23 protein-coding genes are annotated in these 20,642 nt (G+C 67.6%); 13 read left to right on the forward strand and 10 right to left on the reverse strand.

Features of this window, described 5'->3' with window-relative positions; all coding sequences use genetic code 11:
- Positions 1-30: 30 nt before the first annotated feature.
- From WDM94_06090 to WDM94_06105, 4 genes are read right to left on the reverse strand one after another with little or no spacing between them, the layout of a single operon-like run.
- A complete protein-coding gene (locus tag WDM94_06090; GenBank protein MEJ0012194.1) occupies positions 31-906 on the reverse strand; it encodes a glycosyltransferase family 25 protein in 876 nt (291 codons plus the stop codon).
- A 26-nt stretch (positions 907-932) separates the two neighbouring features.
- Entirely contained in the window at positions 933-1,184 is a 252-nt protein-coding gene (locus tag WDM94_06095; protein MEJ0012195.1) for an exodeoxyribonuclease VII small subunit, read from the reverse strand.
- Positions 1,185-1,192: 8 nt separating this feature from the next.
- The gene (locus tag WDM94_06100; protein MEJ0012196.1) at positions 1,193-2,119 is read right to left on the reverse strand and encodes a histone deacetylase family protein; all 927 of its coding nucleotides are present in this window, start codon (positions 2,117-2,119) and stop codon (positions 1,193-1,195) included.
- 47 nt (positions 2,120-2,166) lie between these two features.
- Positions 2,167-2,916: an enoyl-CoA hydratase-related protein gene (locus WDM94_06105; GenBank protein MEJ0012197.1), complete on the reverse strand. Its 750-nt coding sequence runs from the start codon at positions 2,914-2,916 to the stop codon at positions 2,167-2,169.
- 199 nt (positions 2,917-3,115) lie between these two features.
- Here WDM94_06105 and WDM94_06110 point away from each other — a divergent pair, with 199 nt between their 5' ends.
- Entirely contained in the window at positions 3,116-4,069 is a 954-nt protein-coding gene (locus tag WDM94_06110; protein ID MEJ0012198.1) for an L-threonylcarbamoyladenylate synthase, read from the forward strand.
- Between the two features lie 151 nt (positions 4,070-4,220).
- Here the strand turns inward: WDM94_06110 and WDM94_06115 are convergent, their stop codons facing one another.
- Both WDM94_06115 and WDM94_06120 read right to left on the reverse strand, forming a co-directional pair.
- A complete protein-coding gene (locus WDM94_06115; protein ID MEJ0012199.1) occupies positions 4,221-5,162 on the reverse strand; it encodes a DnaJ C-terminal domain-containing protein in 942 nt (313 codons plus the stop codon).
- Positions 5,163-5,240: 78 nt separating this feature from the next.
- Positions 5,241-5,564, reverse strand: coding sequence for an RT0821/Lpp0805 family surface protein (locus WDM94_06120; GenBank protein ID MEJ0012200.1), 324 nt, complete (start codon positions 5,562-5,564; stop codon positions 5,241-5,243).
- A 185-nt stretch (positions 5,565-5,749) separates the two neighbouring features.
- Between WDM94_06120 and pdxH the strand changes: the two genes are divergently transcribed.
- A complete protein-coding gene (pdxH, locus tag WDM94_06125) occupies positions 5,750-6,343 on the forward strand; it encodes a pyridoxamine 5'-phosphate oxidase (GenBank protein ID MEJ0012201.1) in 594 nt (197 codons plus the stop codon).
- A 23-nt stretch (positions 6,344-6,366) separates the two neighbouring features.
- Complete coding sequence (locus tag WDM94_06130) at positions 6,367-7,362, forward strand: aldo/keto reductase (GenBank protein MEJ0012202.1); 996 nt, start codon at positions 6,367-6,369, stop codon at positions 7,360-7,362.
- Here the strand turns inward: WDM94_06130 and WDM94_06135 are convergent.
- Entirely contained in the window at positions 7,359-9,209 is a 1,851-nt protein-coding gene (locus tag WDM94_06135; protein MEJ0012203.1) for a monovalent cation:proton antiporter-2 (CPA2) family protein, read from the reverse strand. The genes WDM94_06130 and WDM94_06135 overlap by 4 nt on opposite strands.
- 137 nt (positions 9,210-9,346) lie before the next feature.
- On the opposite strand from WDM94_06135, the gene WDM94_06140 reads away from it, so the two are divergent.
- Complete coding sequence (locus WDM94_06140; protein ID MEJ0012204.1) at positions 9,347-9,643, forward strand: hypothetical protein; 297 nt, start codon at positions 9,347-9,349, stop codon at positions 9,641-9,643.
- A 3-nt stretch (positions 9,644-9,646) separates the two neighbouring features.
- On the opposite strand, the gene tldD is transcribed toward WDM94_06140, so the two are convergent.
- Together tldD and WDM94_06150 are read right to left on the reverse strand one after the other, a co-directional pair.
- Positions 9,647-11,065 carry a metalloprotease TldD gene (tldD, locus tag WDM94_06145; protein MEJ0012205.1) on the reverse strand — a complete coding sequence of 473 codons (1,419 nt, stop codon included), beginning with the start codon at positions 11,063-11,065 and terminating at the stop codon, positions 9,647-9,649.
- 242 nt (positions 11,066-11,307) lie between these two features.
- Complete coding sequence (locus tag WDM94_06150) at positions 11,308-12,027, reverse strand: invasion associated locus B family protein (protein MEJ0012206.1); 720 nt, start codon at positions 12,025-12,027, stop codon at positions 11,308-11,310.
- 330 nt (positions 12,028-12,357) lie between these two features.
- Between WDM94_06150 and coxB the strand changes: the two genes are divergently transcribed.
- From coxB to WDM94_06190, 8 genes are all read left to right on the forward strand, one after another.
- On the forward strand, positions 12,358-13,293 hold the full coding sequence (coxB, locus tag WDM94_06155) for a cytochrome c oxidase subunit II (GenBank protein MEJ0012207.1): 936 nt from the start codon (positions 12,358-12,360) through the stop codon (positions 13,291-13,293).
- A 43-nt stretch (positions 13,294-13,336) separates the two neighbouring features.
- Complete coding sequence (ctaD, locus tag WDM94_06160) at positions 13,337-14,944, forward strand: cytochrome c oxidase subunit I (GenBank protein ID MEJ0012208.1); 1,608 nt, start codon at positions 13,337-13,339, stop codon at positions 14,942-14,944.
- A 128-nt stretch (positions 14,945-15,072) separates the two neighbouring features.
- Complete coding sequence (locus WDM94_06165; GenBank protein ID MEJ0012209.1) at positions 15,073-16,005, forward strand: heme o synthase; 933 nt, start codon at positions 15,073-15,075, stop codon at positions 16,003-16,005.
- Positions 16,002-16,166 carry a hypothetical protein gene (locus WDM94_06170; GenBank protein ID MEJ0012210.1) on the forward strand — a complete coding sequence of 55 codons (165 nt, stop codon included), beginning with the start codon at positions 16,002-16,004 and terminating at the stop codon, positions 16,164-16,166. The genes WDM94_06165 and WDM94_06170 overlap by 4 nt, the downstream gene beginning before the upstream one ends.
- The gene (locus tag WDM94_06175) at positions 16,166-16,780 is read left to right on the forward strand and encodes a cytochrome c oxidase assembly protein (GenBank protein MEJ0012211.1); all 615 of its coding nucleotides are present in this window, start codon (positions 16,166-16,168) and stop codon (positions 16,778-16,780) included. The genes WDM94_06170 and WDM94_06175 overlap by 1 nt, the downstream gene beginning before the upstream one ends.
- 18 nt (positions 16,781-16,798) lie before the next feature.
- Positions 16,799-17,641, forward strand: coding sequence for a cytochrome c oxidase subunit 3 (locus tag WDM94_06180; protein MEJ0012212.1), 843 nt, complete (start codon positions 16,799-16,801; stop codon positions 17,639-17,641).
- A 184-nt stretch (positions 17,642-17,825) separates the two neighbouring features.
- Positions 17,826-18,209: a DUF983 domain-containing protein gene (locus WDM94_06185; GenBank protein ID MEJ0012213.1), complete on the forward strand. Its 384-nt coding sequence runs from the start codon at positions 17,826-17,828 to the stop codon at positions 18,207-18,209.
- A complete protein-coding gene (locus WDM94_06190) occupies positions 18,206-19,132 on the forward strand; it encodes an SURF1 family cytochrome oxidase biogenesis protein (protein ID MEJ0012214.1) in 927 nt (308 codons plus the stop codon). The genes WDM94_06185 and WDM94_06190 overlap by 4 nt, the downstream gene beginning before the upstream one ends.
- Here WDM94_06190 and WDM94_06195 read toward each other — a convergent pair.
- A complete protein-coding gene (locus WDM94_06195) occupies positions 19,123-19,743 on the reverse strand; it encodes a YqgE/AlgH family protein (GenBank protein ID MEJ0012215.1) in 621 nt (206 codons plus the stop codon). The genes WDM94_06190 and WDM94_06195 overlap by 10 nt on opposite strands.
- Positions 19,744-19,880: 137 nt before the next feature.
- Between WDM94_06195 and WDM94_06200 the strand changes: the two genes are divergently transcribed.
- The gene (locus WDM94_06200; protein ID MEJ0012216.1) at positions 19,881-20,642 is read left to right on the forward strand and encodes a protein-disulfide reductase DsbD domain-containing protein; all 762 of its coding nucleotides are present in this window, start codon (positions 19,881-19,883) and stop codon (positions 20,640-20,642) included.

The following is a 20,642-nucleotide window of genomic DNA, read 5'->3' on the forward strand; positions in this document are numbered from 1 at the left end:
GCCGCAACGACACCCCGATACGTGTCGCTGTCAGAACGCCTGAAAATGATCCGAAAGCACGAACCCCATGGCCTTTTCCAGCAACAGCCGGTGGCTGTCCGGCCGCCGGTCTACGGTCCGCGCCAGTATCTCGGCCAGCCGCGCGTGCGCCCATGCCAGATCGCGCCCGACGAAGAACGAATGCCGCAGGACCGCGAGGACCAGCGTCGATGCCGTGTCGTCGGCCGATCCCGCCGACCGTCCCGTGGTCGAGGAGACGATGCTGGCCGGGTCGATCGTCGTGACGAACGGGAACATGCAAGCGGCGCGCAGGCGTCCGTTATTGACCTCGTCGCGGAGGACGAAGTCGATCGGCTGGATCGGCCCCTTGTCCCAGCCGACCTTCAGCCGGTCGAGCAGCCGCTCCGCGCTCTTCGGGTTGACCACGTACGAACTGGTGCAGGCGAAGCGGACTGCCGTGAGGTCGATGATCTGCAGGCGGCGGATATCGAAGTTGGCGCCGCCACCCGTTGCCTTGTCGAACAGCGCCTTGAATGCCTTGAGGGCGCGCACGTCCTGTGACACGAGAGTCTCGGTGAACATGATGTCGAAGCTGCCGAGCGCGCTGGACTGGATGCAGAAGTCGATCGCCGGAGCGGTCGCCGGCGACAACACCGCATCGTCCTCGAGCACGTGGAGCGGGCCGCCGCTTTCGGCTGCCAATCCGATCGCCGCGATATGCGAACGGAAAACGCCGCGCTCGCCGGGCGTCGCCCCGGGTCGCGGCGGCAGCGTCGCGCCATCGACCGCGGGAAGGCGCCGGTAGAGCCCGCTCAGCCCGAGCGCCGCGAACTGCTGCTCCATTCTGGCGCGGCGGTCCGCCGACCTGTCGAGGTTGATGTAGATGCCGTCGTAGAGGTGGGGCATCGATGCGTTCCGTCGGCCCGCGCGGGCTACTCGACGTCCAGAGGCTCGGTCCCGGCCGGCTTGCCGCCCGGCGACAGCCGGATCTTCTCCACTCGCGCCTCGGCTTCCTTGAGCAGCGCCGCGCAGCGCTGCTTCAGTGCCTCGCCGCGCTCGTAGATCGCGATGGATTCGGCAAGCGGCACGTCGCCGCGCTCTAGCCGCGAGACGATCTGCTCGAGCTCGGCCAGCGCCTTTTCGAAGGTCAGTTCCTCGATCACCGCCAGCTTCGTCTCGGCCATGTTGTCCTTCACGCCTTCATCAGCGTCGCGACGTGCGCCGCGACGGAATCCGCAAGTCCCGTAAGATCATAGCCGCCTTCCAGCAAACTGACGATCCGCCCGGCGCAATGCTTGTCGGCGAGGCCCATGATCGCCTCGGTCGCCCAGCCGAAATCTTCCTCGCGCAGGTTCACCCCGGCGAGCGGATCGCGCCAGTGCGCGTCGAACCCGGCGGAAATAATTATCAGGTCCGGCGCGAATTTCTCGACCGCCGGGAACACCCGCTCGTTCATCGCCTCGCGGAACTCCTCGCCCTCGTCGCCCTCCGACAGCGGCGCGTTGAAGACGTTGCCGGCGCCGGTTTCGGATGCCGCGCCGGTGCCCGGATAGAGCGGCATCTGGTGCGTCGAGGCGTAGAGGATGGAGGGATCGTCCCAGACGATCGCCTGCGTGCCGTTGCCGTGGTGCACGTCCCAGTCGATGATCGCGACGCGGCCGACGCCGTGCTGCTTCTGCGCATGGCGCGCCGCAATCGCCGCGTTGTTGAACAGGCAGAAGCCCATCGGCCGGTCGGCCTCGGCGTGGTGACCGGGCGGGCGCGCCGCGGCGAAGGCGTTGGTGGCGCCGCCGCCGATCACGGTATCGACCGCCAGGCAGGCACCGCCGACGGCATAGCGCGCTACCGCGAAACTTTCCGGGCTGAGGTAGGAGTCAGCCTCGATCTGCACGACGCCGCTTTCCGGCAGCGCCCGTTCCAGTTCCTCGACATAACCGCCGTCATGGGCGAGTAGCACGCGATCGAGGCCCGCCTCCGGCGCCGACGTGCGCACCAGCGCGTCGAAGCGCGCATCGGCGAGCGCCTCGCTCACCGCCGCGATACGCTCCGGCCGCTCCGGATGCCCTTTGGGCACGAGATGGCGCAGGAATACCGGGTCCTGGATGAGCAGAGTGGCCAAACTGAAACGCCTCGCTTGCCGCGGATCGCCGCCCGCCGGCGCGCAGTCTAGCGCCGCTTGTCGAGATAAGCTTGCAAAGCGTCGCGCGCCGCCGGCGACTTCAACAGTTCCGTGAAGGCCGCCGCCTCCTGGTCGATGCGCTGCGCGATGTCGCGCCGCTCGCCGCGCATCAGCCGCCGCGCCGCCCGCACCGCCTCCGGCGGCTTGGCCGCCAGCGTCCGCGCCGCCTCGCGCCCGGCACTTTCCACGTCTCCCGGCGGCACCACGCGGTTGACCAGCCCGGCCTCGCGCGCCTGCTGGATGTCAAACTGGTCGCCCATCACCAGCATGGCGAAGGCGCGGTGGTAGCCCATCAGCCGTGCCGCCAGCAGCGACGATCCGCCGTCGGGAGGCAGTCCGATATCGACGAACGGCGCGGCAAAGCTCGCCCATTCCGAGGCGACGACATAGTCGCAGAGGAACAGCAGCGTCGTCCCGAACCCGAACACGGGCCCGTCGACCGCGGCGATCACCGGCTTGTCGATGGTCGCCAGAGTCTTGGAAAGGCGGATCACGCCTTCGCTGATCATGCCCTCCTCGGTGAAAATCTGGAGCTCGACCGGGTCGTGGCCGGCGGTGAAGATGCCCGGCCCGCCGGTGATCAGGATGGCGCGGACGCGCGAGGAGCTCTCGCCGAAATGGATCGCGTCGGCCGCAGCCTCGAGCATCGCCGAGGTCAGCATGTTCTCGTGTTCGACGCGGTCGAAGCGGATGGTCTGCACGCCGTCATGAACTTCGGCGCTGAGCTGGTCGATCATTCCGGCACGTTCCCCCGGGAGCCCGTGAGCACTCGGTCCCCGTATGTACCCGTAACCTTCGGTTTAACCGAAGATATTTTCCTCGCGCCGCCTTTGGTAAGCCCTACGCCCGGTATGTGACAACCCGTCATCGCGCATCATGCTTTCCGGCCGCGCCCGGCGCTTGACGCCGACGGCACCCCGGCCCATTGGGACGCCGATGAACGCCGCCCGCATCCTTCCCGCCTCCGACCCGACCGCGATTCCCGCCGCCGTCGAGGCGTTGCGCGCCGGCGCGCTGGTCGCGATGCCGACGGAGACGGTCTACGGCCTTGCCGCCGACGCCGCCAATCCGCGCGCCGTCGCCGGTATCTTCGCCGCCAAGGGCCGGCCGCGGTTCAATCCGCTGATCGTGCACGTCGCGAATCTGGACGCCGCCCGCGCCATCGCGATTCTGTCGCCGGAAGCCGAGCGCCTCGCCGTCGCGTTCTGGCCGGGCCCGCTGACGCTGGTCCTGCCCAAGCGCGACGATAGCCCGATCGCGGAACTCGCAACCGCCGGCCTGCCGACGATCGCGATCCGCATCCCGTCCCATCCCGTCGCCCGCGCTTTGCTGGTGGCGTTCGGCGGTCCGCTGGCGGCGCCCAGCGCCAACCGCTCGGGCCATGTCAGCGCCACCGCCGCCGCCCACGTCGCGGCCGATCTCGGCAGCGACGTCGCTCTGATCCTCGACGCCGGCCCCGCGACGGTCGGCATCGAGTCCACCATCGTCGGCCTGGCGGGCAGGCCGACGCTGCTCCGCGCCGGTGGGGTCGATCGCGCACAGATCGAAGCCGCGCTCGGCGCGACACTCGCCGCCCCGACACCCGGTGCCATCGACGCGCCGGGGATGCTCGCCTCGCACTACGCCCCGGCCGCCACGCTCCGCCTCAACGCGACCTCGATCCGCCCGGGCGAAACGCTGCTCGCCTTCGGCCAGCCGCTGCCGGGCGCCATCGCGACGGTGAATCTCAGCGCAACAAGAGACCTGAAGGAAGCCGCGGCGAATCTTTTCGCCGCGCTGCGCACGCTCGACGGCTTGGCCCCGGTGATAGCCGTGGCCCCGATCCCCAACCACGGCCTCGGCGAGGCGATCAACGACCGCCTGGCCCGCGCCGCCGCGCCGCGTTCGTGACATCCGCTCCGCCGCCGGAATGACGAGATGAGAGGGCGGTTTGCCTGTTGTTGAACCCTCCCCTTGCGGGAGGGTCAAAATCGCGAGCGCGATTTTGGGGAGGGGTGTCTCTCAGCGAGCAGAGCGCTAACGCGCCGGAACCGAAGCGGGCCTACCCCGCGTCTTCCTCATCCCGCGCCTGATACCGGTGCGCCCCGCGCCACTTCTGCATCAGCGCCTCAAGGTCGGCGTCGCCGCCCTCGGGCAGCACAATGCGCAGGCTGACCAGCAGGTCGCCATGGTCGCCGCCGGTACGCGGCAGGCCCTTGCCCTTGAGCCTGAGCGCCCGCCCGCCGGAAGAATTCGGCGGCACGGTCAGCGTCACCGGCCCGTCGAGGGTGGGCACGCGCACCTTGGCGCCGAGCACCGCCTCGTCGAGCGTCACCGAAACATCGCGGCGCAGCGTATCGCCCTCGACCCGGAAGACCGGGTGCGGCACGAATTCGACCGTGACCAGCGCGTCGGCCGGCGGCGAGCCGCGGCCCTGTCCCTTGAGCCGGATCGTTTGGCCGGAACGCGTGCCGGCGGGGATCGCCACCTCGACCGTGCGTCCGGTCGGCAGGTCGACGCGCACCTTGTCGCCGTGCATCACCTGCTCGAGCGTCACCGCGACCGTTGCGGTCACGTCCTGCGCCGGCTGCGTATGCGTCCGCTGCCGGGCTCGGCCGAAGCCGCCGAGGATGTCGGACAGTATGTCGTCGCCGCCGAACGGGTCGGCGCCTTCGCCGCCGGTCTGCCAGCGGAACGTGCGCCCGCCGGCGCCCGGAGGCGCGCCACGCTGGCCGAATCCCTCGAAGCCGCCGAAACCGGGCCCCGGCGCCTGCTGGAAGCGTGGCTTGCCGTCGGCGCCGATCTCGCCCTTGTCGAACTGCTTCCGCTTGGCCTTGTCGCCGATGATCTCATAGGCGGCGTTCGCCTCGTTGAAGCGTTCCTTCGACTTGGGGTCGCTGTTCGTATCGGGGTGGTGCTTCTTGGCGAGCTTCCGGAAGGCCGACTTGATTTCAGCTTCGCTGGCCGTCCGGCTTACGCCGAGCACTTCGTAGGGATCGCGCATGGTGACAAGACTAGCAGGGGTTGGTGCCCCGCAATATGGGAAGCGTCACACCTTGGCGAAAGGGGCCCTAACGCTGGCCTAAAGCAGGGTCGCGTCGTCCGCCACTATGCCGCGGAGCTGCAGCCGCCCGCCCGGCATGGCGCAGGCGCCGCCGCGATACCGGCGGATGCCGTGCAGGTCGTTGATCGTGGCCGCAAACATCCGGCAGCCGTCGCGGCTGTCGGCGGCAACCACGATCGACCCGACCGAGCCGGTAAGCGCGTTGCTCCAGTCGATGCGCGCGGCTGCCTTGGGCGCGCCTTCGACGGTACGGCGGATGGTTTCCCAGTCCGTCGGATCGAGCTGGTCGGTGATGGTGGCGGAAGCCAGGATCGGCTGGACGACGGCGCCGGCCGAAGCCATGCGGCCGGTGGTGCCCCGTTCGCCGAAGGGGAGGCCAATCCCGGCGCAGCCACCGAGCGAAAGCGCGACCAGGGCGATCGCCGCCCCACGCGCTAGCCTCACGCCTGTTGTGTGCGCGCGACCGGGCATTATAGGTAACTCCACTCAGCACTCCCCTTGGTGCCGACAATGGGTGGCTTTCCTTAATGAACGGTGACTTCACTCAAAGCACGGATCCGATTCGTCTGTTTGGCGAGTGGCTTGAGCAGGCCGCAGCGTCCGAGCCGAACGACGCCAACGCCATGGCGCTGGCCTCGGTCGATGCCGACGGCCTGCCCGACGTGCGCATGGTCCTGATGAAGGGCTACGACGCCAAGGGCCTCGTTTTCTTCACGAATTTCGAAAGCACCAAGGCGCGCGAGCTGCTCGCCCAGAAGAAGGCCGCCGCCGTCTTCCACTGGAAGAGCCTGCGCCGTCAGGTACGGGCGAGGGGCCCTGTGACCGAGGTCACCGCTGCCGAGGCCGACGCCTATTTCGCCACCCGCTCGCGCGGCAGCCAGTTAGGTGCGTGGGCGAGCCAGCAATCGCGCCCCCTCGAATCGCGCGCCAAGCTGGAAGCCGCGGCGGCCGAATACGCCGCCAGATACCCGGGCCAGGTCCCGCGCCCGCCGCATTGGCGCGGCTTCCGCATCGGCCTCCAGGAAATCGAGTTCTGGCAGGACGGCAACTACCGCCTGCATGATCGCGTTGTCTTCCGGCGAATGGGCGATAGTTGGGACAGGCAGCGCCTCTATCCCTAGAGCCGCCTACCGGAGTTAGCTCCATGAAGATGCGCAAGCTCGGCACCGCCGGTCCCGCGGTGTCGGCGATCGGCCTCGGCTGCATGGGCATGTCCGATGCCTACGGCCCTGCCGACCGCGCCGAATCGATCGCCACAATCCACGCCGCCATCGACGCCGGGGTGAATCTCATCGATACCGGCGACTTCTACGCCAACGGCCACAACGAGATGCTCATCGCCGAGGCGCTGAAAGGCCGCCGCCGAGAAGACGTCCTGATCAGCGTCAAGTTCGGCGCCATGCGCGATCCGCGCGGCGCCTTCGTCGGCTACGATTCGCGACCCGCCGCCGTGAAAAATTTCCTGAACTATTCGCTGCGCCGCCTGAACGTCGACTACATCGACGTCTATCGCCCGGCCCGTCTCGACCCGAACGTGCCGATCGAAGACACGGTCGGCGCCGTCGCCGACATGATCAAGGCCGGCTACGTCCGCCATGTCGGCTTGTCCGAGGTCGGTGTCGACACCATCCGCCGCGCCGCCGCCGTTCACCCGATCGTCGATCTGCAGATCGAATATTCGCTCCTGGCGCGTGGCATCGAGAAGGCGATCCTGCCCGCCTGCCGCGACCTCGGCATCGGCATCACCGCCTACGGCGTCCTGACGCGCGGCCTGCTTTCCGGCAACTGGTCGCGCGACAAGGCCGTGGCGAGCGGCGACAGCCGTGTCCATCATCCGCGCTTCGGCGGCGAGCATCTCGCCCGCAACATGGCGCTGGCGGATACGCTGCGCGAAGTAGCGGCCGGCCACAAAATGACACCGGCCCAGGCGGCAATTGCGTGGGTGCTGTCGCGCGGGGACGACATCATCCCGGTGATCGGCTCGCGCACCCGCGCCCAGATCGCATCGGCGCTGGCGACGCTGGACTTTGCCCTGACCGCGGCCGATCTCGCCCGCATCGACGCCGCCATTCCTGAAGGCGCCGGCTCGGGCGAACGCTACCCGGCGCAGGCGATGGCGACGCTCGACAGCGAACGCTAGCCCGGCGGCACCGGCTCGTCTTCCGGACTGTCTGCCACCACCGCGGTTTCCTCGTTGAGCGGCCGCGCCTCGCGCTTCGGCGGCACGAGTGGCGTCGGCTGCGGCTCGTTGCGGACCGGGCCGGTCGGCAGGAAGCTGCCGCCTGCGGCAACTCCGCCCGCGATCTGCAATTGCAGCCGCTCGGCGTCCCGGGTTCGGACCGCTTCGATCGTTTCGGCCACCTCGGCGGCGGGGATGCCCAGCGCCACCAGTGCCGCCTCGCCGAACTTCATCGCCGATTCGAACGTCTCGCGGATCTCGTAGTCGACGCCCGCCGCGATCAGGTCGAGCGTGTGGCCGCGGTCGAACGAGCGCGCCAGCACCTTGGCGATCGGAAACTCCGACTTGACGATGGCGACGATCTTGTCGGCCGCCTCGCGGTCGTCGACGCAGATCGCGACGATCTTGGCGTCGGTGGCGCCGGCGGCGCGGAGCACGTCGAGCCGCGTACCGTCGCCGTAGTAAATCTTGAAGCCGAACCGCGCCGCGGCCCTGATCATGTCGGTATCGGCGTCGATGATCGACACGTCGATGCCGCGCGACAGCAGCGCCTGCGACACCACCTGGCCGAAGCGGCCGAAGCCGATGATCAGCACCGTCCCGGTCAGCCCGTCGGCGAGGTCGACGCCATCGAACGATTGCTGCGGCTTCGGCAGGACCCACTTGAGGACGAGCGGCGCCAGCGGCGTCAGCGCCATCGACACGATGACCGCGGCGTTGAGCCGTGCCGCCATCACCGCGTCGAGCAGCGCGGTGCCGAGCGCCGTGGAATAGATGACGAAGGCGAATTCGCCGCCCTGCGCGAGATAGAGCGCGAGGCGGAGGGAATCGGGGTGCGCGATACGGAAGACGCGCGCCACGCCGTAGACGCCGACGATCTTGATCGCCATGAACAGCACGACCATGCCGAGGATCAGCGGCCAGTCGCGCGCGATCAGCGTCAGGTCGATCGACATGCCGACGCCGAGGAAGAACAGGCCGAGCAGCAGGCCGCGGAACGGCTCGATGTCGGCTTCCAGCTCGTGGCGGAAGGTCGATTCCGAAAGGATGACGCCGGCGATGAAGGCGCCCATCGCCATCGACAGGCCGCCGGCCTGCAGCGCCAGCGCCGCGCCGAGCACGACTAGCAGCGCCGCCGCGGTCATGATCTCGCGGGCGCGGGAATTGGCGAGGAAGCGGAAGATCGGGTTGAGCAGATAGCGGCCGACGGCGATGACGCCGACGATGGCGACGACCGCAATCAGCACCTTGGGGACGTTGGAGCCGCTCTCCTCCTTGATCGGCGCCAGCACCGCCAGCACGGCGAGGATCGGCACGATGGCGAGATCCTGGAACAGCAGCACGGAGAAGATGCGCTGCCCGTGCGGCTCGGTCGACTCGCCGCGCTCCTCCAGGATCGACAGCACGATCGCCGTCGACGACATGGCGAGGCCGGAGGCCGCGACGAACGCCACCGCGGGCGGTGCGCCGAAAAGCCAGATGCCGCCCGCCATCAGCAGCGCGCCGCACACCAGAACCTGGGCGAGCCCCAGCCCGAAGATATCGCGCCGGAGCGACCACAGGCGCGACGGCTTCAATTCCAGCCCGATGACGAACAGCAGCAGCACGACGCCGAACTCGGCGACGCCGAGAATGGCTTCCGGATCGCGGAAGAGCCCCAGGACGGACGGCCCGATGACCAGCCCGGCGACCAGGTAGCCGATGACCGAGCCCAGCCCCAGCCGCTTGAAGATCGGCACCGCCACAACGGCCGAGCCCAGCAGCGCCACCGCGCTGATCAGTTCCGAGCTTTGCGTATCAACCGCCATCGCCGCCCCACTGCACGCTTCGTTTTGCAGACGATCGCAAGAAAAGCGCCAACCTTCAGTTTACCGTTCTTGCGGGTTTTCGTTGCCCTCGCCAGCCCACGCAACAACATTTTCGCTATCGAGGATCGGTCCACGAAATGCGCAAGCGCAGACTGCCATTTGTCGGGCAAGTAACCGTCGCCGCGGGTTTGGCGTTCGCGGGAACGCTAGGCTTTGCAGCCACAGGCACATCCTTGTCTGACCTTCATACGCTGCTGCCTACGCCCAACTGCATGATCAAGGGCAACATCAGCATGGACACCGGCGAGCGCATCTATCATGTCCCCGGACAGGAGTACTACGGCGCCACGCGGATCGACGTCACCGCCGGCGAGCGCTGGTTCTGCTCTGAGGCGGAAGCCCTCGCAGCCGGCTGGCGTCGGTCCAAAGTCTGACGGCTAAGTCGCCGTCCCACCCACCGTGATCTGGTCGATACGCAGCGTCGGCTGGCCGACGCCGACCGGCACGCCCTGACCGTTCTTGCCGCACGTGCCGATGCCCGGATCGAGCTTCATGTCGTTGCCGATCATCTTGACGCGCGTCAGCGCCTCCGGCCCGCTGCCGATCAGCATGGCGCCCTTGAGCGCCGGCCCGAGAACGCCGTTCTCGATTTTGTAGGCTTCCGTGCAGGCGAACACGAATTTGCCCGAGGTGATGTCGACCTGCCCGCCGCTGAACGAGACGGCATAGATGCCGCTCTTCACCGACTTCAGGATCTCGGCCGGATCGTCCTTGCCGGAAAGCATGATGGTGTTGGTCATGCGCGGCATCGGGATGTGGGCGTAGGACTGCCGCCGTCCGTTGCCGGTCGGCTTCATGCCCATCAGGCGCGCGTTCTGCCGGTCCTGCATGTAGCCGACGAGGATGCCGTCATCGATCAGCGTCGTCGCCTGCGTGGGCGTGCCTTCGTCGTCGACGGTCAGCGACCCGCGCCGCGAGGCGATGGTGCCGTCATCGACGACGGTGACGCCGGGCGAGGCAACCCGCTGCCCCATCAGGCCGGCGAACGCCGACTCGCCCTTGCGGTTGAAATCGCCCTCGAGGCCATGGCCCACGGCCTCGTGCAGCAGGATGCCCGGCCAGCCGGGTCCGAGCACCACGTCGAACGTGCCCGCCGGCGCCGGCACCGCGTCGAGATTGACCAGCGCCTGCCGCACCGCCTCGTCGATGGCGAAATTCCACTGGTCCTCGGCGACGAAACGCTGGAAGCCCTCGCGCCCGCCGGTGCCGAACGAGCCGGTCTCCTGCTTGTCGCCCTGGCCGACGACGACCGAAACGTTGAGCCGCACCAGCGGCCGCGCATCGCGCACGCGCACGCCATCGGCGCGCACGATCTCGATCTCCTCGTACGACCCGGCGAGCGACGCCGTCACCTGCCGCACGCGCGGATCCTTGGCGCGCGCCGTCGCGTCGATCGTCTCGAGCAGCTTCACCTTCTCGGCAAAGGACGGCGACCCGATCGGGCTCTCGTCGGTGTAGAGCCGCGCATTGGTCCCGCGCGGCGGCTCGGCGTAGGTGCCCTTGTGCCCGGCCTTCACGGCCTGCACCGCATCGGCGGCCCGCTTGATCGCGGGCTCCGAAATCTCGCCCGAATGCGCATACCCGGCCGCCTCGCCGGCAACCGCCCGCAGGCCAAAGCCCTGATTGGTATCGAACGAGGCCGACTTCAGCCGGCCGTTGTCGAACATCAAGCCTTCCGACTGGGAGAACTGGACGTAAAGCTCGCCGTCATCGGCCCCGACTAGCGCGTCGGCGACCATCTTCTGCGCGCGGTCGGGATCAAGGCCAACGCGGTCGAGAACGGATTTGTCGGTCATGGCGGATACTCGGGGGTCGTGGAGGTGGCTCAGCGGCAGAGATAGGGCGCGGAAAGGGGGGACCGCAATTGGGGTCGGCGTTCGCATCGACCCCCTTCCGCCCTCCCCCTTTCAGGGGGAGGAGTCTGTCTGCGGCTGACTTTGGCGGCTTTTCGCCTATGCGACACCGCTCAACCACCTCCCCCTGAAAGGGGGAGGGCGGGAGGCGATCGGACCAAGCATCAAGCGCCGACGGCCAAGCCCTACGGCAGCGCGTCGTACCCCGGCCCGAAACCATTCAGCGAGATCGGGATGCCGATGCCCTCTTCCGGCGTCTGGAAGATGATGAACGTCGCCGTGGAACCGGAGCGGAGCGCGGTCAGCAGCTTGTCCTCCAGAATCACCTCCGCGACGCACCCGTTCGGCAGGCAGCGGACGAACCCGGCGCGGCCCATGTCGGTGGCGTCGATCTTGAGGCCGAGGCCGGAGGGCAGCAGCACGCCGAGCGGCGCCAGGATGCGCATGATCCGCGCCTTCTTGTCCGCCGTCTTGAGGATGATCACCGTCAGGCCGACGTTGTCGCGGTCCTCGGCGGTGACGAATTGCATCAGCACGCACTGCTCGCCCTGCGCGCCGGCCGGCGTATCGCAGCGCACCTGCCAGTCGCCGTGCGTCGAGCGCACCGGGGGCTCGCCCTGTCCGGGCGGTGCGACGGAAACGACGGCCTTCGGCACGTCGGTCTGCCCGGTGGACGGCGTCGTGTCGTCGAGCGACTGCGCGCCGTTGGTGGAGGCCGGCGGTGTCGTGTCCGCTCCGGTGGCCGCCGCCTGCTGGCTGCTCGATCCGCCCGGCCGGTCGAAATAGCCGAGGGCGAAGAGCACGACCGCGATGCCGACGGCAACCGCCAGGATCGCGGCGACGATGGCCAGGATCGGAACGATCGACCGGCGCCGCCTCGGAGTTTCGTCGTCGTACATTCCCATGCGGCAGCTCGCTCGGCCCGTTTCAAAAAGTGCTGCAAGGGAATAGCGCCGAATCGCGCGCCGCAGAAGTCCCCCCGCGCCAACAATCGACGGCGGCGGAGAATTCCGGCGCCCCCGGAGAACCCGCACCAATCAAGGCAAACGCGCGATTTGCCGCATAAAAGGCGGGGGAAGGGCGTTGCGGCTCAAAACCGCTTGTGGTTTCTCTCTGGCACGGTTCCAAAGACTGGCAATCGTCGCATGCTGGCCGGGGTGTAAGCCCTTATGCTACCGGTCGTTTGCGAAACCGACGCTTCGCCCGAATCGGCGGCGACCGGACAAGGGAGCGGAATGGTGACGAACAGCCTGAAGCGGACTGGACCTGCCGGAGCGGCTTTCTTTGCTCTGGCCGCTATCGGCCTGCCCGGCGTTGCCGGCGCCACCCAGCCCGAGCCGTGGGAGTTCAATCTTCAGCCGGCGGCGACGCCGATCATGGAGATGATTCACAACTTCAATTTCGGCGTGCTCATCGTCATGGGCCTGATCGTCGTGTTCGTTCTGGCGCTGCTGCTCTATTGCATCGTCCGCTTCAACGCGCGCACCAACCCGGTGCCGTCGCGCACCACGCACAACACGCTGATCGAGGTCGTGTGGACGGTCGTCCCCATCCTCATCCTGGTCGGCATCGCCGTGCCGTCCTTCGCGCTGCTCTTCGCCGAGCACGATCCCGCCCGCGCCATCCCCGGCTACGATCCGGCCAAGGACGCGACGATGACCATCAAGGCGACCGGCAACCAGTGGTACTGGTCGTACAATTATCCGGACAACGGCGACTTCTCCTTCGACTCGTACATGCTGCAGGAGAACCAGCGCACCGATCCGGCCAACCAGCCGCGCCTGCTCGCCGTCGACAACGAGATGATCGTGCCGGTCGGCGCCGTCGTGCGCATGCTGGTCATCGGCAACGACGTCATTCACTCGTTCGCGGTGCCCTCGTTCGGCGTCAAGATCGACGCCGTCCCCGGCCGCCTCAACGAGACCTGGTTCCGCGTCGATCGCGAGGGCGTCTACTACGGCCAGTGCTCCGAGCTCTGCGGCCAGGCGCCGGCGACCGACGGCAACGACCTGCACGGCCACGCCTTCATGCCGATCGTGGTACGCGCCGTTTCGCCCGACAAGTTCGCCGCCTGGGCCAAGCAGGCCGCGACGGACCTGCCGGGCGCCTACAAGCTTCTCGCCGCCAATGGCGGTGACGCGTCGGTGAAAGTCGCCGCCGCAGTGAAATAGGTCCGCCGGCAACGACCGCACGGATCGATCGAAGGAGACGTTGATGGCTACTGGCGCAGGATACGGCGCGCACGCTGCGGAGCACGGTCACCCGACCGGCTGGCGCCGCTGGCTCTTTTCGACGAACCACAAGGACATCGGCACGATGTACCTGGTGTTCGCGATCTGCGCCGGCATACTCGGCGGCGCGCTCTCCGTCGGCATGCGCATGGAGCTGCAGTCGCCGGGCCTCCAGATCTTCTCCAACCCGGAACTGTTCAACGTCTTCACGACGGCGCACGGCCTGATCATGATCTTCTTCATGGTCATGCCGGCGATGATCGGCGGCTTCGGCAACTGGTTCGTGCCGATCATGATCGGCGCACCCGACATGGCCTTCCCGCGCATGAACAACATCTCGTTCTGGCTGCTCGTGCCGGCGATCACGCTGCTCATCCTGTCGCTGTTCATGCCGAGTGCGCCGGGCTCGCACGGCGTCGGCGGCGGCTGGACGATCTACCCGCCGCTCTCGACCTCCGGCCAGCCGGGCCCCGCCGTCGACTACGCCATCCTGGCGCTGCATCTCGCCGGCGCCTCGTCGATCCTCGGCGCCATCAACTTCATCACCACCATCTTCAACATGCGCGCGCCGGGCATGACGCTGCACAAGATGCCGCTGTTCGTGTGGTCGATCCTGGTGACGACGTTCCTGCTGCTCCTGGCGCTGCCGGTGCTCGCCGGCGCCATCACCATGCTGCTCACCGACCGCAACTTCGGCACGACGTTCTTCGCGCCCGAAGGCGGCGGCGACCCGATCTTGTTCCAGCATCTGTTCTGGTTCTTCGGCCACCCCGAGGTCTACATCCTGATCCTGCCGGGCTTCGGCATGACCAGCCAGATCATCTCGACCTTCTCCAAGAAGCCGGTGTTCGGCTACATGGGCATGGCCTACGCCATGGTCGCGATCGGCTTCATCGGCTTCGTCGTGTGGGCGCACCACATGTACACCGTTGGCCTGTCGCTCAACACGCAGGCCTACTTCGTCACCGCCACCATGGTCATCGCGGTGCCGACCGGCGTGAAGATCTTCTCGTGGATTGCGACGATGTGGGGCGGCTCGATCGAGTTCAAGACGCCGATGCTCTGGGCGATCGGCTTCATCTTCCTGTTCACCGTTGGCGGCGTCACCGGCGTCCAGCTCGCCAACGCCGGCCTCGACTACGTGCTGCACGACACCTACTTCGTCGTCGCCCACTTCCACTACGTGCTGTCGCTCGGCGCGGTGTTCACGATCTTCGGCGGCTTCTACTACTGGTTCCCGAAGATGAGCGGCTACATGTACAACGAGACCATCGGCAAGCTGCACTTCTGGGTCACGTTCATCGGCGTCAACCTGGTGTTCTTCCCGCAGCATTTCCTCGGCCTCGCCGGCATGCCGCGCCGCTACGTCGACTATCCCGATGCCTTTGCCGGCTGGAACTTCATCTCCTCGGTCGGCTCGTACATCTCAGCCGTCGGCGTCTTCATCTTCCTCTACATGCTCTACGACACGTTCTCGAAGAAGCGCCTGGCCGGCAACAATCCATGGGGCCCGGGCGCCACGACGCTGGAGTGGATGCTCTCCTCGCCGCCGCCGTTCCACCAGTGGGACGTGCTGCCGAGAATTAAGTGAGGATTTGTGCAAGCCGCTTTCAACACACGCAAGATGTCGTCCCCGCGCAGGCGGGGACCCAGTAATCGCCGCTCCGTCGGCGTGTACTGGACGCCCGCGTTCGCGGGCGTGACAGCGGAGCGTGCGTGATGGCGCTGAACGAGACATCCGACGACGCCACGCTCGAGGCCGACATCGGCCTCGGCAACGTCCGTGACTACGTCGCGCTGCTCAAGCCGCGCGTCATGTCGCTGGTCGTCTTCACGGCGCTGGTCGGCATGGCCATCGCGCCCGGCCACGTCAACCCGATCATCGGCGCCGCCGCGCTCGCGGCAATCGCGGTCGGGGCAGGGGCCGCCGGCGCCCTCAACATGTGGTTCGATGCCGATATCGACCGCCTGATGCGCCGCACCGCGCCGCGCCCGATCCCCGCCGGCCGCCTGCAGCCCGGCGACGCGCTGGGCTTCGGCCTGACGCTGGCGGTCGCCTCGGTCACCTTCCTCGGCCTCGCCACGAACACGCTTGCCGCGGCGCTGCTCGCCTTCACAATCTTCTTCTACGTCGTCGTCTACACGATGTGGCTGAAGCGGCTGACGCCGCAGAACATCGTCATCGGCGGCGCCGCCGGCGCGCTGCCGCCGGTCATCGGCTGGGCGGTGGTCACCAACTCCGTCTCGATCGAGCCGCTGATTCTTTTCCTGATCATCTTCCTGTGGACGCCGCCGCACTTCTGGGCGCTGTCGCTCTATCGCAGCGACGACTACGCCAAGGCCGGCGTGCCGATGCTGCCGGTCGTCTCCGGCGCCGCGACCACCAAGCTGCAGATCCTGATCTACTCGGTCGTGCTGACGCTCACCGCCGCGATCGTCCCGCCGCTGCTCCATTTCGCCACGCCGGCTTACGGCGTCGTCGCGGCATTGCTCGGCGCGCTGTTCGTCTACCTCGCCTGGACCGTCTACCGCATGCCGGAGACGGACATCGAGATGAAGCCGGCCCGCCGCCTGTTCGCCTATTCGATGCTCTACCTGTTCCTCCTCTTCGCCATCCTTCTGGTCGAGGACGGCTTCGGGAGGCTCGCGTGACCGAAGTCGCGGAAGAGGGCGTCCGCCTGACCGCCGCGCAGTTGAAGCGCCGCCGCGCCCGCTCGGTCGCGATCGCGCTGGCGCTGTTCGCCTTCGTCGCGATCTTCTACGTCGTCACCATCGCCAAGATCGGCGGCAACATCGCCGCGGGTGGCGGCTGATGACCGAGGCCCCCAAAACCCCGGAGCCCCGCCGCCGCGTGAACTTCGGCGTCACCGCCGCCGCCTGCGCGGTGTTTGTGGTGGCGATGGTCGGCGCGTCCTTCGCCGCCGTGCCGCTCTACCGCATCTTCTGCCAGGCGACCGGCTACAACGGCACCGTCCAGCGCGCCGAGAAGGCGCCGGACAAGATCGTCGATCAGTACGTCACCGTCCGCTTCGACGCCAACGTCGGCAACGGCCTCGGCTGGAGCTTCCGCCCCGACCAGCGCTCGGTTCGTTTGAAGCTCGGCGAGATAGGCACGATGAACTTCCGCGCCGAAAACATCATGGACACAACATCGACCGGCTCGGCGGTGTTCAACGTCTCGCCGGACGTCGCCGGCGCCTACTTCAACAAGCTCGCCTGCTTCTGCTTCACCGAGCAGACGCTCGACCCGCATAAGCCGCAGGAACTGCCGGTCACCTTCTTCGTCGATCCGGCGATGTTGCACGACCTCGACATGAGCAACATCGACACGATCACGCTGTCCTATACGTTCTACCCCGCCGCACCCGCGGCGCCGAAGCCCGTCGCGAGCAACGCCGCGCCGGTATCCGCCACCAACCCGCTATGATGACCCGGAGCCAGTCCGATGGCTGACACGCACGCCACCAAGCAGCATCCCTACCACCTGGTCGACCCCAGCCCATGGCCGGTGATCGGCGCCATCTCGGCGTTCGTGATGGCGCTCGGCCTGATCAACTACATGCACGGCGGCTCGGTCTGGCTGGTGCTGCCGGGCTTCCTCGGCGTGCTCTACACGATGCTGGCGTGGTGGAGCGACGTCATCAAGGAATCGAACGAGGGCTTCCACACCCGCGTCGTCCAGATCGGCCTGCGCTACGGCATGATCCTGTTCATCGCCTCCGAGGTGATGTTCTTCGTCGCCTGGTTCTGGGCCTTCTTCGACTCGAGCCTGACCGTCGATGACGCCATCCAGGTGACCAAGGTCACTTTCACCGGCGGCCACTGGCCGCCCACCGGCATCGAGGTGTTCGACCCGTGGCACCTGCCGCTCCTCAACACGCTGATCCTGCTGACCTCGGGCACGACGGTCACCTGGGCTCACCATTCGCTGATTCACGGCGACCGCAAGGGCCTCATCTGGGGCCTGACTATCACCGTCATCCTCGGCCTCATCTTCACCAGCGTGCAGGCCTACGAATATTCGCACGCCGCCTTCTCCTTCGGCGGCAGCATCTACGGCGCCACGTTTTTCATGGCGACGGGCTTCCACGGCTTCCACGTCATCGTCGGCACGATCTTCCTGATCGTCTGCCTGGTGCGCGCCTATCGCGGCGAGTTCACGCCGCAGCAGCACTTCGGCTTCGAGGCCGCCGCGTGGTACTGGCACTTCGTCGACGTGGTCTGGCTGTTCCTCTTCTTCTCGATCTACATCTGGGGCGGCTGGGGCGCGGTCATCCACAAGGGGTGAGGAACGGTCCGGGCGAAACATGCCGGTGGCATGTTTCGAGTGACGAACGCACGAGCGTAAGCGAGGGCCGGAAGGCGCCTCGGCAAATTCTGCTTATCCCTCCCCATTCCGGGGAGGGGGGACCGCGCGAAGCGTGGTGGGTGGGGAACCACGTCCGTCGGGCGCGCCCTATATAAGTGAAACGATGCACCCCGAAGACAAAGCCATCTACCCGCCGTTGCCCGCCTCGATCGGCTGGAGCGGCCGCTGCCCGCGCTGCGGCGAAGGCCGCCTGTTCGAAGGCTTCCTGACGGTCGCGCCGCGCTGCTCCAACTGCGGCCTCGATTTCTCCTTCGCCGACTCCGGCGACGGACCCGCCGTCTTCATCATGATGATCGTCGGCTTCATCGTCGTCGGCCTGGCGCTATTCGTCGAGTTTACCTTCCACCCGCCGTACTGGCTGCACGCCGTGCTGTGGGTCCCGCTGATCCTCGGGCTGTCGATTGGCCTGCTCCGCCCGCTCAAGGGCCTGATGATCGCGCAGCAATACAAGCACAAGGCCGAGCTCGGTCAGCTCGACCAAGGATGAACCGCGCCCGCCTTGCGCAAACTCATCGCCCCCGCGATCGCCACGTCATCGCCTGCGCCATCCTGATCGGCCTCGGCGTCTGGCAGGTCGAGCGCCTCGCCTGGAAGGAAAATCTGATCGCGCAAGTCTCGGCGCGCATGACCGCCGCGCCGGTCGCGGCGCCCGGCCCCGTGTCGTGGCCGACCCTCGACATCGACGCGCTCGAATACCAGCCGGTCACCGTCAGCGGAAAATTCGACAACGCCCACGAGGCTCATGTCATCTACACGCTGACCTCGCCCAAGGGCCCGGTCGGCGGCGTCGGCTACGAGGTGATGACGCCGCTCACGACCGACGCCGGCTGGACCGTCTACGTCAACCGCGGCTTCGTGCCGAACGAGAAGCGCGATCCCGCGACCCGCGCCGCAGGCCAGATCGAAGGCGAGACGGCGGTGACCGGCTTTTGCGCCGCCCGGCCGACCGCGCCTGGTTCATGCCCGGCGACGACGTCGCCAAGAACGAATGGTTCTCGCGCGATCCCGCGCTGTTCGCCGCCGCCGCGGCGCTCCCGCCGCCGGCGCCGTATATCATCGACGCGAACTACGATCCGTCTTTGCCGGGCGGTATTCCGCAAGGCGGGGGAAACGATCGTCGACTTCCCGAACAGTCATCTCGGGTTACGCGATTACGTGGTTCGGGCTGGCGGCGTGCTGCGCGGGCGTGTTCATCGCGTTCGCCGTTGGAAGGCTGCGTCAGCGCGAAAGCTGACAAAACGCGATCCCCCACCCGAAATCGCCTCGCGATTTCGACCTCCCCCGCAAGGGGGAGGTAGGAGTGTGCGGCGCCGCCGGCGAACACAAACTCCGCTTTCCCTCCCCCTTGCGGGGAGGGTGGCCGGCGAAGCCGGACGGGTGGGGGACCGCCTTCGATGGCGCTACGCGTGACCGGCTTCGCCCGAGAGCCGCCCGAGATCGACACCCATCGTCGATAGCGCCCGCCCGTATTTCGTCTCGAGGTCCGGATCGAAGATCAGCTCGGGGAGCGCTGGGCAATGCAGCCACCCGTTCGCCTGGATCTCGCTGTCGAGCTGCCCCGGCGACCATCCGGCGTAGCCGAGCGCCAGCATCGCGCGCTCCGGCCCGTTGCCCGCCGCTATCGCCTTCAGGATCTCCAGCGTCGCCGTCAGCGACACGCGCTCGTCGATCGGCAGCGTCGAATTCTCGACGTAGTAGTCCGACGAGTGCAGCACGAACCCGCGCCCGGTCTCGACCGGCCCGCCGCGGTGCACCTGCATCCGCCCCGCCGGCCCCGGCAGGCGTATCTCGGGCCCCTCGGGGATGATGTCGAGCTGCACCAGCAGATCGCGGAACGTGATCTTCTGCGCCAGCTGGTTGATCGTGATGCCCATCGCGCCCTCAGCCGAATGGGCGCACACGTAGACGACGGTGCGCGCGAACGGCCCCTCGCTGATCGAGGGCATGGCAATGAGGAACTGGCCGTCGAGATAGCCCCGACCGGACGTGCCTCGCGCACTGACGAGAGGAAGCCTGGCCATTGCCGGAAAAAGCTACCACGCCGGAGTCAAAAGGAAAGTGCGCCGCAGTCGCAGCGCACGCCGGGAAGCTGCGCGGTCACGAACAAATGAGCCATGGTTGTTGTTCCACCAGCGCCGCTGCCGCTATGTTCCGCGCCATGAAATCCGCCGTCATCCTCGCCGCGCTGTTAACGCTGCCCAGCATCGCCGCCCATGCCGCCGTCGGCGACTGGGTCAAGGGCCAGCGCGCCGAGGTGCGGCTGCTCGCCTCCGGCATCGGCGCGGACGGCAAGCTCGCCGCCGGCGTCGAGATCGCACTGCCCGACGGCTGGACGACCTACTGGCGCAACCCGGGCGATGCCGGCATCGCGCCGCTGTTCGATTTCAGGGCGTCGCAGAACGTTGGCGCGACGGAAATCGCCTATCCTGTTCCGACGCGCCAGGATGACGGTGCCGACACGGTGACCAACGTCTACGTCGGCAGCGTCGTCTTCCCGGTGTCGATAGCGATCCCCGATCCGTCCCGGCCGATCGATGTCGGCCTCACGCTGCACCTCGGCGTCTGTCAGCAGGTCTGCGTGCCGGAGGACGTCTCGGTGACGCTCGCCGTTCCGGCCGGCGAAAGGGACGCGGCGGCGGACAAGGAAATCTCCGCCGCCCGAGCCCGCGTTCCCGGCGCCACGCAGCCCGGCGCATTTGCGCTGGATACCGTGACGCGCAACGGCGGCACCGACCGCGGCCCATCTTCCGCTTCACCGGCACGGTGCCGGATGCGGAGAACGCCGTCGTTTTCGTCGAAGGTCCGGATGACTGGGCGCCCTACACGCCCGAGTTTGTCCCGGGCGACAAGCCCGCGTGGGATGTCGCGTTCTCCCGCACCGGCGCCAAGACGCCGATCGCCGGCGCGAAATTCCGGCTGA

Origin of the sequence: Bauldia sp. (assembly GCA_037200845.1) — a bacterium.
In the GTDB taxonomy this organism is placed as follows: domain Bacteria; phylum Pseudomonadota; class Alphaproteobacteria; order Rhizobiales; family Kaistiaceae; genus DASZQY01.

What these genes read in the sequence shown, in the direction of transcription:
- WDM94_06135 (MEJ0012203.1), bottom strand. Translation starts at nt 9,209, where the DNA reads ATGGCGGTTGATACGCAAAGCTCGGAACTGATCAGCGCGGTGGCGCTG.
- WDM94_06130 (MEJ0012202.1), top strand. Translation starts at nt 6,367, where the DNA reads ATGAAGATGCGCAAGCTCGGCACCGCCGGTCCCGCGGTGTCGGCGATC.
- coxB (MEJ0012207.1), top strand. Translation starts at nt 12,358, where the DNA reads ATGGTGACGAACAGCCTGAAGCGGACTGGACCTGCCGGAGCGGCTTTC.
- WDM94_06095 (MEJ0012195.1), bottom strand. Translation starts at nt 1,184, where the DNA reads ATGGCCGAGACGAAGCTGGCGGTGATCGAGGAACTGACCTTCGAAAAG.
- WDM94_06110 (MEJ0012198.1), top strand. Translation starts at nt 3,116, where the DNA reads ATGAACGCCGCCCGCATCCTTCCCGCCTCCGACCCGACCGCGATTCCC.
- WDM94_06140 (MEJ0012204.1), top strand. Translation starts at nt 9,347, where the DNA reads ATGCGCAAGCGCAGACTGCCATTTGTCGGGCAAGTAACCGTCGCCGCG.
- WDM94_06105 (MEJ0012197.1), bottom strand. Translation starts at nt 2,916, where the DNA reads ATGATCGACCAGCTCAGCGCCGAAGTTCATGACGGCGTGCAGACCATC.
- WDM94_06195 (MEJ0012215.1), bottom strand. Translation starts at nt 19,743, where the DNA reads ATGGCCAGGCTTCCTCTCGTCAGTGCGCGAGGCACGTCCGGTCGGGGC.
- WDM94_06180 (MEJ0012212.1), top strand. Translation starts at nt 16,799, where the DNA reads ATGGCTGACACGCACGCCACCAAGCAGCATCCCTACCACCTGGTCGAC.
- WDM94_06185 (MEJ0012213.1), top strand. Translation starts at nt 17,826, where the DNA reads ATGCACCCCGAAGACAAAGCCATCTACCCGCCGTTGCCCGCCTCGATC.
- pdxH (MEJ0012201.1), top strand. Translation starts at nt 5,750, where the DNA reads ATGAACGGTGACTTCACTCAAAGCACGGATCCGATTCGTCTGTTTGGC.
- WDM94_06200 (MEJ0012216.1), top strand. Translation starts at nt 19,881, where the DNA reads ATGAAATCCGCCGTCATCCTCGCCGCGCTGTTAACGCTGCCCAGCATC.
- tldD (MEJ0012205.1), bottom strand. Translation starts at nt 11,065, where the DNA reads ATGACCGACAAATCCGTTCTCGACCGCGTTGGCCTTGATCCCGACCGC.
- WDM94_06165 (MEJ0012209.1), top strand. Translation starts at nt 15,073, where the DNA reads ATGGCGCTGAACGAGACATCCGACGACGCCACGCTCGAGGCCGACATC.
- WDM94_06120 (MEJ0012200.1), bottom strand. Translation starts at nt 5,564, where the DNA reads ATGGCTTCGGCCGGCGCCGTCGTCCAGCCGATCCTGGCTTCCGCCACC.
- WDM94_06090 (MEJ0012194.1), bottom strand. Translation starts at nt 906, where the DNA reads ATGCCCCACCTCTACGACGGCATCTACATCAACCTCGACAGGTCGGCG.
- WDM94_06150 (MEJ0012206.1), bottom strand. Translation starts at nt 12,027, where the DNA reads ATGGGAATGTACGACGACGAAACTCCGAGGCGGCGCCGGTCGATCGTT.
- ctaD (MEJ0012208.1), top strand. Translation starts at nt 13,337, where the DNA reads ATGGCTACTGGCGCAGGATACGGCGCGCACGCTGCGGAGCACGGTCAC.
- WDM94_06190 (MEJ0012214.1), top strand. Translation starts at nt 18,206, where the DNA reads ATGAACCGCGCCCGCCTTGCGCAAACTCATCGCCCCCGCGATCGCCAC.
- WDM94_06175 (MEJ0012211.1), top strand. Translation starts at nt 16,166, where the DNA reads ATGACCGAGGCCCCCAAAACCCCGGAGCCCCGCCGCCGCGTGAACTTC.
- WDM94_06115 (MEJ0012199.1), bottom strand. Translation starts at nt 5,162, where the DNA reads ATGCGCGATCCCTACGAAGTGCTCGGCGTAAGCCGGACGGCCAGCGAA.